Consider the following 9,298-nt stretch of genomic DNA (forward strand, 5'->3'; position numbering starts at 1 on the left):
GTCCGGTGTCAGGGCGGTGTCCGGTGCTCGCCGGAAGCTTCTCGCATGACAAGCACAGCGATTGCGGTTTCCGGGTTGCGGAAGGCGTTCAAGGACAAGGTCGTGCTGGACGGCATCGACCTGGAGGTGCCGGCCGGGACGATCTTCTCCCTGCTCGGCCCGAACGGCGCGGGCAAGACGACGACGGTGCACCTGCTGACGACGCTGATGCAGGCCGACGGCGGCACGGCGACGGTCGCCGGGTACGACGTCGCCACCGACGCCCGGGCGGTCCGGGCCGCGATCGGCGTCACCGGGCAGTTCGCTGCGGTCGACGAGCTGCTGACCGGCGAGGAGAACCTGCAGCTGATGGTCGACCTGACCCGCTCGGCCGACGCCTCGATGGTCGCGGCGCTGCTGGAGCGGTTCGAGCTGACCGAGTCCGCGCGCAAGCCGGCGTCGACGTACTCGGGTGGGATGCGGCGCAAGCTCGACCTGGCGATGACGCTGGTCGGGAACCCGCGGATCATCTTCCTCGACGAGCCGACCACCGGGCTGGACCCGCGGTCGCGGCGGACGATGTGGACGATCATCCGCGAGCTGGTCGCCGACGGCGTCACGGTGTTCCTCACCACGCAGTACCTGGAGGAGGCCGACCAGCTGGCCGACCGGATCGCGGTCCTCGACCAGGGCCGGATCGTTGCCCAGGGCACCCCTGACGAGCTGAAGCGGCAGCTCCCCGGGACGCACGTCCGGCTCCGCTTCGGCACCGTCGCCGAGCTGGAGTCGGCCGCGGGCCTCTTCCCCGACGCGACCCGCGACGACGAGACGCTCACGCTGCGGGTGCCCAGCGACGGCGGCACCAAGTCGTTGCGCGGGGTGCTCGACCGGCTCGACGAGTACGCGCTCAGCGCCGAGGAGTTCTCGGTGCACACCCCCGACCTCGACGACGTTTTCCTCGCCCTGACCGGCCACACCACGGAGGTAGTCGCATCATGAGCACCAAGTCCCCCGCGCTGGTGATGCTGCGCCGCGACTTCCGGCACATCGCCCGCAACCCGACCACCGTCTTCAACGCCGTCCTGATGCCGGTCGTGATGCTGTTCATGTTCGTCTACGTGCTCGGTGACGCGTTCAGCGTCGGCGTCGACTACATCAACTACGCGACGCCGGGCATGATGCTGCTGGCGATCTGCTACGGCCTCGGCGGCACCGCCGTCGCGGTGAACTCCGACATGACCAAGGGCATCATCAACCGGTTCAAGGTGATGGACGTGCCGCGCGACGCCGTCCTGACCGGCAAGGTCGTGGCCAGCGTGCTGACCAACGTGATCGCGATCGTCGCCCTGGTCGGCGTCGCGTTCGCGCTCGGGTTCCGCCCGGCCGCGAGCTTCGTGGACTGGCTCGGGGTGATCGGCCTGATCCTGCTGCTCGGGTTCGCGACCGGCTGGCTGACGGTCGCGCTCGGCCTGGCCTCGAAGTCGCCGGAGACGGCCGCGTTCGCCGCCGTACCGCTGATCATGCTGCCGTTCTTCAGCAGCGCGATCGTGCCGGCCGACAAGATGGGGCCGGGGATCAAGCAGTTCGCGCAGTACCAGCCGTTCACGCCGATCATCGAGACGCTGCGCGGGCTGCTGAACGGCAACCCGCAGACCGGTGACGCGCTGACCGCCGTCGCCTGGTGCGTCGGGATCGCCCTGGTCGGCTACCTGTGGGCGTCGGCCACCTTCAAGAAGCGAGCGTGATCGCGACCAGCTGATCCCAGCTGGTCTCCCGGCCCTCCTGAGCCGCCTCGGCGTACCGACCGTCGCCGAGGCGGCTTCGCGCTGCCTGCTCGATCCTCGCCTCGTCGGGCAGCGACCGGTCCGGCAGACCCCGTACGGCGGTACTTGCCGCCAGCAACCGTACGGCGAGGTAGTGCTGGCCACGGCGCAGCGCGAGGTCGGCCAGGCCGACGAGGACGGTCGCGATCACGGGGGCGTGGCCGGAGGCGGTCGCCGCTTGGCAAGCCTTCGCGAAGTGCTGTTGGGCCTCGCCGAGGTCGTCGGCGAGGTAGCCGAGCAGGGTCTCGGTGGTCGCGCTGACGTGGGGCTGCTCGGCCTCGTCGCCGAGCAGTTGGCCGACGTACCGGACCTGGCGGTGCGCCTCGTCGGCGTCGCCGGCCCAGCGCGCCAGCTCGGCCTTCGAGAGCGCGAGCATCGCCAGCGATCCGGGCCAGTTCACCCGATCGGCGAACCGCTGGGCCTCGGCCATCGCGGTCTCGGCGGCCTCCGACCGGCCGAGCAGCCAGTACAGCTGCGCCTGGCGCGAGCGCATCCGGATCGCGTCGTCGACGGACCCGAGCTCGGTGACGACGGCAACCGCCTCGTCGTAGTACTCACAGGCCCGGGCGAACTCGCCGCGAACAGCGATCCGCTCGGCCAGCTCGGTGATCGCGAACGACGTCCCGAACCGCTCGCCGATCGCCCGGAACTCGGTGACCGCCAGCTCGAGCTGCGCGTCGGCCTCGAACCCGCCCTGGCCGAGCACGATCCGCATCTTGCCGAGCTGCAGCCGGCCCATCGCGCGCACCCACGGGTCAGCGCTGCCGAGCATCGGCTCCCACGCGGACAGGATGTCGCCGGGTGCCCTGAGCATGTGCTCGAGCGGCGCGATCAGCGCGAGCACCGGATCGACGAGCGCGGTGCGCTGACTGATCTCGTACGCGTCGTGGATCCACTCCTCGGCGTGGTGCTCGTCGCCGGGGCCCGTGTTGAGGAAGGTGACGACCAGGACGTAGACCATCGCGCGGGTCTCGTCTGCGACCTCACCGGGCGTCCTGGTCGCGGCCATCACGAGTTCGTTGCCCTCGGCCTTGTTGCCGCTGAGCCACCAGTACAGCCCGGCCGCGGCGGCGAGTCGCATCGCTTGCTGGGCTTCCTGGGCGGCGATCGCGCCGCGCATCGCCGCGCTGAGGTTGTCGTGATCGGCCGCGAGGGTGGCAAGCCACTCCAGCTGCTCTCTGCGACGCAGGTACGGCGCGGCCTGCTCGGCGAGGTCGATGAAGTAGCTGAGGTGGGCGTGCCGGGCTTTCGTGTCTTCGCCCGCCTCGGCGAGGCGCTGCGCGCCGTACTCCTTGATTGTCCCGAGCAACCGGTACTTGTCGCTGTCGGCAACGACCAGCGACTTCTCGGTGAGGGCCGTGAGCAACTCCTCGACCTGCCAGGGCTCGACGGTGCTCGCCCGCTCGGTCGCCTCGACGCTTGCGTCGTCGGCATTTGCCCGGTCGGTCGCCTCGACGTTGGCCTCGTCGGCGCACACTCGCTCGGCGGCCTCCAGACTCGCGCCGCCGGAGAACACCGCGAGCCTCCGCAGGACCTTCCGCTCTTCCTGGCTGAGCAACTCCCAGCTCCAGTCGATCACCGCCCTCAGCGTGCGCTGCCGCGGCAGCGCCGTACGACTCCCGCCGGTGAGCAACCGCAAGATGTCATCCAGCCGGTCCGCGAGCTGGTCGAGCGTCATCGTCCGCAACCGCGCCGCCGCCAGCTCGATCGCGAGCGGCATCCCGTCGAGCGCCCGGCAGACCCGAGCCATCGTCTGCGGATCGTCCAGCTCCTTGCCCACGGCACCTGCTCGGTCCCGCAACAGCTGAACAGCAGCCGAGCCCTCAATCGTCTGCGCGTCCGCGTCGTCGGCCGGCAGCGCCAACGGCAACACCCGCCACAGCGCCTCCCCGGTGATCCCGAGCGCTTCGCGACTGGTCGCAATGATCCGCAGCCGGTGGCACTCGCCCAGCACGCGGTGTGCGAACGCGGCGGCCGACTCGATCACGTGCTCGCAGTTGTCGAGAATCAGCAGCGCCTCCCGGTCGCGAAAGGCGTTCACGAACCGCTCGGTCGGTTCAAGCTCGGAGGGCTCGTTGAGCAGCCCGTCGCGCAGCTTGAGCGCGGTCAGCGTTGCCTGAGCAACATCGCTGTCGATGCCAACGGGCGCCAGCTCAACCATCCACACACCGTCAGGAAACTGTTCAACCAACGACCGAGCAGTTTCGCTGGCCAGTCTCGTCTTCCCCGCACCGCCTGGCCCCACGAGCGTGGTCAGCCTGTGCGCGGTGGTCAGCTCCCGGACCTTCTCAACGTCGTCTTCCTTCCCGACGTAACTACTCAACTCCGCCCGAAGATTCGTCCTCCGCTCCTCCGGCGCCCGCCCAACCTCCCCCCGCAGCAACGCCACATGCACCGCCGACAACTCCGCCGAAGGATCCACCCCGAGCTCATCGCCCAGCGCCTGCCGAGTCCGCTCGAACACCTGCAACGCCTCAGCGTTCCGCCCAGCCGCCGCCAGCGCCCGCATCAACGCCGCCACGAACCGCTCCCGCACCGGATGCAGCGCCACCAGATCACTCAGCTCAGTAACCAGCCCAGCCCCCCGCCCGAGCCGCACCTCCGCGTCGTACCACTCCTCCAACGCCCCCAGCCGAAGCCCTTCCAGCCTCACAACCGCAGCGTCGTACGCCGAACTCTCCTGCAACCCCACGTCCTGCATCGCCGCCCCACGCCACAGCCCGAGCGCCTCCTGCAACACCCCGAGGTCACCGCTCTGCCGCGCCCGAGCCACCAGTCCCTCGAACGCCACGGCATCCACATCGTCCGGAGCAACCCGCAGCCGATACCCCTCCGGATGCCCCTCGACCACGCCCTCCGGCAACACCTTCCGCAACCGCGAAACCAACCGCTGCAACGCGTTCCCCGCCTCAGCCGGCGGATTCTCTCCCCACACCCAGTCGACCAGCACCCCCTTCGGCACCACCTGCCCCGGCCGCAACGCGAGCGCGATCAACACCCCCCGCAACCGAGCCCCCGGCACGTCGGCGACCTCACCCGCGACCCGCACCTCGAACGGCCCCAGCATCCCGATCTGCACCCGCTGATCTTGTCACGCACGAGTGCCGAGCTTGACCGCCACCAGCGACAGAATCACCATCGCCGAAATCACCCCCGCCGCCAGCACCGCAGACGCCGCAGGCACCCCAACCATCGACGCAACATCCGCCACCACCACCGCGGCAGCCCCACCCCGCGCCGTCCAGGCCCACCCCCGCTCACCCCGCCGAGCAAAGAACCGCCCCAGCACAATCAGCACCGCCGTCAACGCCACAAACGCAACCGTCCCCGCGAGCAGATGCGCAATCGCATGCCAACTGATCGAAGCCGGCGCCCCCACCGGCGTCCCCGCCGGAAACCCGTCCCCCGCATCGAGCACGAACACCCCCGCGAGCACATACCCCACGCCGTACACCGTCACCCAGCGCGCCGCCCACTTGCCCGGCACTACTTGTTTGATCGCCCGCGCCCCGACGATCGCCAAGACCCCAGCGACCACGAAGTTGGCGATCTGCACCCACCCGACCGCCCCCGCCGACAACATGCTCAACGGATGCCGCGTCAGATCAAACCCTTCCCGCGTCGCCGCCTGCCCCAACGCGACAACAGCCCACAACGGCCCCGCCACCGCAAGCGCGGTGAGCTTGGAGTCCGTGATCGTTGCAGTAGACATCGTTCATCCCTTCGCCGTACGACGGCCCCCTTGACCGCCCGCACCAGAAGGTCGAACAACCACCCCTCGAATCGACACCTTTCGCGCCCTCTTCAAGGCATGCTGCTCAAGTGACCCCCGATTCGCAGCGACAACCGATGCTGGGCCTCCTGCTCACCATCGACGCGCTCCTGATCGCCCTCCACCTGCTCGCAGCGCCCGACGTACCGGCCCTCAACATCTCCCGCGACTACAGCGTCCCCGAGTTCGTCACGTACCTGAAACTCCTAGCCACAGTCCTCTTCCTCCTCCGCGCCCACCGACACGCCTGGGCCGTCGTCTTCACCTACCTCCTCCTAGACGACGTCCTCCGCCTCCACGAGTTCTTCGGCGAAGGCCTGATCCGCCTCATCGACGACCCCAACCGCCACCTCCTCCACGGCCTCCGCACCGAAGACCTAGGCGAACTGGCAATCCTCCTAGCCGCCGCAGTCCCCCTCCTGGCCCTCCTCATCACCAGCTACCACCGAGGCTCCCCACCAACCCGCCGTACCGACCGAAAACTCGCCCTCCTCCTACTCACCTGGGCCTTCTTCTCCATCGGCATCGACCTGCTGGCCGCCACTTTCTCCACCGCGTCCCTGCCCTTGATCGAGGACGCCGGCGAACTCGTGACGCTCACCTTCATCACGACGTACACCGTTTCCTTGGCGCGGCGCGGCCACGGTCCAGAAGTTCGCCGCTGATGGTCGAGGCGAGGAGACTACCGAAATGACATCTGGACACGACCTGGTCGACTTCGTCCGCCAAGCAGCAGAGGAGATGACCTCGGAGTACCAGCGAATCTATGTCCGAGCCCGCGAGGATCCGGGCACAGCAGGAGACCAGGGCGAGGAGAACTGGGCCGAGCTCCTCCGGAGATGGTTGCCCTCGACCCACCACGTTGTGACGAAAGGGAGGATCCTGGCATCCGACGGTCAGACGAGTCCGCAGGTCGACGTTCTGGTCCTGAGCCCCTCCTACCCCCGCGGGCTGATCAACAAGAAGCTGTACCTTGCCGCCGGAGTCCTGGCAGCCTTTGAATGCAAAACCACGTTACGGCCGCCCCACATCCGCAAGGCGGTGGCAACGGCTGCCGCGATCGCCCAGCTCGGGCGCCCCGACAACTCGGTCAACGGCCGCATCGCATTCGGCCTCTTGGCCCACTCAGCTCAAGTCCCAGCCAAGAAGAGCCCTGCAACCGAGACCATCGGCCGACTGCTACGCACCGCGGATCAAGATCTCGTCCAGGACCCGTGGGAGTGCCTCGACTTCCTGTGCGTCGCCGACCTGGGCACCTGGAACATGACTCAAGCCCGCATGTACTTCGACGACCTCTATCCCCCACACATCCTCGGCGGGTACATGGGACCGGACCCGTCGGAAGAGACCCCGGAGCCGGTCGGCCGGTTCCTCACTTGTCTGCTGCAAACCCTCGCCGGCGACGACCCCTGGCTGCGACCGTTCGCTGCCTACTTCGCATCCGTCGGCCTGTACGGCGTAAGCCAAGGCAAAGCCCGGAGATGGACCCTCGACGGTCAGCCTCTCGCCGACCATCCCCTGATCGCCCAGGAGTGATCCGTCCAAGCGGGTCAGACAAGAGATCAAACGGAGCAGAGCGTGCAACCTCCGCTGGGGCTGGTGCGTCCCAGGTCCGACCGTCCCCTGTGTCGACCCGGCACCGACAGACAGAGATCTGCAGTACCGACAACCAGCGACACCACGTCCCGTGATCAAGTAGGTATCTGATGGGTCCTCTGACGACGCGTGAAGCAGCTTTGGTGATCTGGATAGCGGTGCTACTCATCGGGGCTCTCGTTGCATCATCGAGCGCACGGTCGACCGTCCGCACCCTCCTGCGACAAGTTTTCACATCCGTACTGGTTTTCTTCTTCGGGTCATTCATCGCCTGGGTTGCGCTAGCAGTCTACGTTGCGAGCAAACTCGGATTCTGGAACCCGGGAATGCTTAAAGATGCAATCTTTTGGCTCGTGTTCTCTGGCTTCGGCATCTGCCTCTCGGCATCGAACGTAGCAAAAGAAGAGCACTTCTTCCGCAATTCTGCACTCGGCGCAATTGGCATAACAGCATTCATGGAATTCTGGTTGAACGAGGTCTACACGTTCCCTTTTTGGATCGAGATGACACTCGTACCGATTGGGGCCCTGTTCGCTGGGCTGAGCGTGACGACGAAGGGCAAGCCCGGCCACAAAACATTCGAGAGAATTCTCGTGCTGCAAGGGATCGCGTTGCTGTTCTTCACGATCCTGGGAATCGTTCGACGATGGGATCAGATCCCATGGCGCGACGTGGCGCAGGTCTTCGCGTTCTCGATCTGGATGCCACTCGCCGTTCTGCCCATCGTCTACGCTCTGGCGTACTGGCTGACCTACGGACAACTCTGGCCCCTCATGAAGGCGCGCGGCGACAATCGGAAGCTGAAGCTCTCGTCAAGGACAGCCATCATGCTGACCATGGGCGGCAACCTGCGCATGGTCGATGCGCTCACCCGGAAAGCCAACGTAACCCGGGAACTCCTCTACACGGATACGTACGCCGATGCGCGAGCGATCGCCTGCGATTTCAGAACCCGATGGATTCACGCACAAGACGATGCCGATATTCAGAACGCGCGACTGGAACGGTACGCCGGAGTGCAGGGCACCCGAGAGGACGGCACCAGACTTGATCGCCGCGAGTTCACAGCGACACGCGACGCCCTGTTCCGCCTGCACAGCGCCCAGATGGGTTGGCACAACAAAGACTCTCGCTACCGATCGGATCTGCTGGACCTCTTCGAGGCTTTCAAAGGCCTTCCGGTCCCGCACAACGTTCGAATGGTCGTTCGCAGCGACGGTCAAGCCTGGTACACATGGAGAGAGACGATCACGGGGTTCGTCTTCGGCATCGGCGCTGCTGGCCCGCCTCCGAACCGCTCGTACTACGCCGGAGATCGGCCCCCAACCGGATTCCCTGGCGAAAGCGATTCCTGGACCGACGATCTCACCGAGCCAACACCCCTGGAGTGGCGCGCTACCGACTGAGAATGGCGCTCATGTGCGAACCGTGGCCAGCCCGCCCAGCTCACCCCGACATCTGCCGCCCAAGCTCACGTGTGCACCGCGCGGGCGCCGGCCAATCACCTTCATCCTGATCACGACCTACGCCTACTCGCTGCCCACCAGCTCGGACAACGCAAAAGGCCGGTCACCTGGGTGACCGGCCTTGCTGTGTGTGGAGCTTAGGGGATTCGAACCCCTGACCTCTTCCATGCCATGGAAGCGCGCTACCAACTGCGCCAAAGCCCCGCGTCCTTGCGACTCGGAAAGCTTAGCGGATGAGGGGCCTGGAAGAAAAATCGGTTCCGGGCGGGGGCCTGGGTGATGAGGAACACGGGCTGTGATGGTGAGTCACAGTTGCGGCGAGGGCGGATCTGCACCACTCACCAAGTCCGCCTTGGGCATCGATCGTCGGCGGGTCGTCCGCGAACGGGTCGGGTTGGTGAGTGGTGCAGATCCGCCAGTCCGCCAGGTCCGGCCATTGGGTTGCGCGGAAGGTCAACTCGTCGCCGCCATGATTCGCCAGCGACCAGTTGGTGCAGCCATCCGTCCTCCTCGAGGTTGGTCGGCGTACAGGCTGGTCGGCGTACAGGCTGGTCGGCGTACAGGCTGGTCGGCGTACAGGCTGGTCGGCGTACAGGCTGGTCGGCGTACAGGCTGGTCGGCGTACAGGCTGGTCGGCGTACAGGCTGGTCGGCGTACAGGCT

8 protein-coding genes and 1 tRNA gene are annotated in these 9,298 nt (G+C 66.9%); 5 read left to right on the forward strand and 4 right to left on the reverse strand.

From position 1 onward, the window contains the following. The first annotated feature begins 45 nt into the window (after positions 1 to 45). A complete protein-coding gene (locus tag ACZ6Z4_RS33735) occupies positions 46 to 978 on the forward strand; it encodes an ATP-binding cassette domain-containing protein (RefSeq protein WP_465574260.1) in 933 nt (310 codons plus the stop codon). After that, positions 975 to 1,724, forward strand: a complete 750-nt coding sequence (locus ACZ6Z4_RS33740) for an ABC transporter permease (protein ID WP_465574263.1) — start codon at positions 975 to 977, stop codon at positions 1,722 to 1,724. Before ACZ6Z4_RS33735 ends, ACZ6Z4_RS33740 begins: the two co-directional genes overlap by 4 nt. Here the strand turns inward: ACZ6Z4_RS33740 and ACZ6Z4_RS33745 are convergent. Together ACZ6Z4_RS33745 and ACZ6Z4_RS33750 are read right to left on the reverse strand one after the other, a co-directional pair. Next, positions 1,708 to 4,881: a BTAD domain-containing putative transcriptional regulator gene (locus ACZ6Z4_RS33745; protein WP_465574267.1), complete on the reverse strand. Its 3,174-nt coding sequence runs from the start codon at positions 4,879 to 4,881 to the stop codon at positions 1,708 to 1,710. The two genes, ACZ6Z4_RS33740 and ACZ6Z4_RS33745, sit on opposite strands and share 17 nt — an antisense overlap. Positions 4,882 to 4,893: 12 nt before the next feature. Continuing rightward, entirely contained in the window at positions 4,894 to 5,514 is a 621-nt protein-coding gene (locus ACZ6Z4_RS33750) for a DUF998 domain-containing protein (RefSeq protein ID WP_465574272.1), read from the reverse strand. A 110-nt stretch (positions 5,515 to 5,624) separates the two neighbouring features. On the opposite strand from ACZ6Z4_RS33750, the gene ACZ6Z4_RS33755 reads away from it, so the two are divergent. The 3 genes from ACZ6Z4_RS33755 (at position 5,625) to ACZ6Z4_RS33765 (ending at position 8,576) form a co-directional block, all read left to right on the forward strand. After that, positions 5,625 to 6,239, forward strand: coding sequence for a hypothetical protein (locus ACZ6Z4_RS33755; protein WP_465574277.1), 615 nt, complete (start codon positions 5,625 to 5,627; stop codon positions 6,237 to 6,239). 25 nt (positions 6,240 to 6,264) lie between these two features. Next, positions 6,265 to 7,110 (forward strand): DUF6602 domain-containing protein, encoded by an 846-nt coding sequence (locus tag ACZ6Z4_RS33760; RefSeq protein WP_465574280.1) that lies wholly within the window; start codon positions 6,265 to 6,267, stop codon positions 7,108 to 7,110. 170 nt (positions 7,111 to 7,280) lie between these two features. After that, positions 7,281 to 8,576: a hypothetical protein gene (locus ACZ6Z4_RS33765; protein ID WP_465574283.1), complete on the forward strand. Its 1,296-nt coding sequence runs from the start codon at positions 7,281 to 7,283 to the stop codon at positions 8,574 to 8,576. 191 nt (positions 8,577 to 8,767) lie between these two features. Here ACZ6Z4_RS33765 and ACZ6Z4_RS33770 read toward each other — a convergent pair. Together ACZ6Z4_RS33770 and ACZ6Z4_RS33775 are read right to left on the reverse strand one after the other, a co-directional pair. Further along, positions 8,768 to 8,840 (reverse strand) — tRNA-Ala (locus ACZ6Z4_RS33770). A gap of 249 nt (positions 8,841 to 9,089) precedes the next feature. Then, positions 9,090 to 9,298: hypothetical protein (locus ACZ6Z4_RS33775; RefSeq protein WP_465574286.1), on the reverse strand; the 209-nt coding region annotated here is incomplete at its 5' end.

The sequence above is a fragment of the Kribbella sp. NPDC104740 genome (assembly GCF_055583505.1).

Excerpts from the sequence above, each read along its gene's own strand:
- ACZ6Z4_RS33735 (WP_465574260.1), top strand. The coding sequence starts at position 46 with ATGACAAGCACAGCGATTGCGGTTTCCGGGTTGCGGAAGGCGTTCAAG.
- ACZ6Z4_RS33740 (WP_465574263.1), top strand. The coding sequence starts at position 975 with ATGAGCACCAAGTCCCCCGCGCTGGTGATGCTGCGCCGCGACTTCCGG.
- ACZ6Z4_RS33750 (WP_465574272.1), bottom strand. The coding sequence starts at position 5,514 with ATGTCTACTGCAACGATCACGGACTCCAAGCTCACCGCGCTTGCGGTG.
- ACZ6Z4_RS33760 (WP_465574280.1), top strand. The coding sequence starts at position 6,265 with ATGACATCTGGACACGACCTGGTCGACTTCGTCCGCCAAGCAGCAGAG.
- ACZ6Z4_RS33765 (WP_465574283.1), top strand. The coding sequence starts at position 7,281 with ATGGGTCCTCTGACGACGCGTGAAGCAGCTTTGGTGATCTGGATAGCG.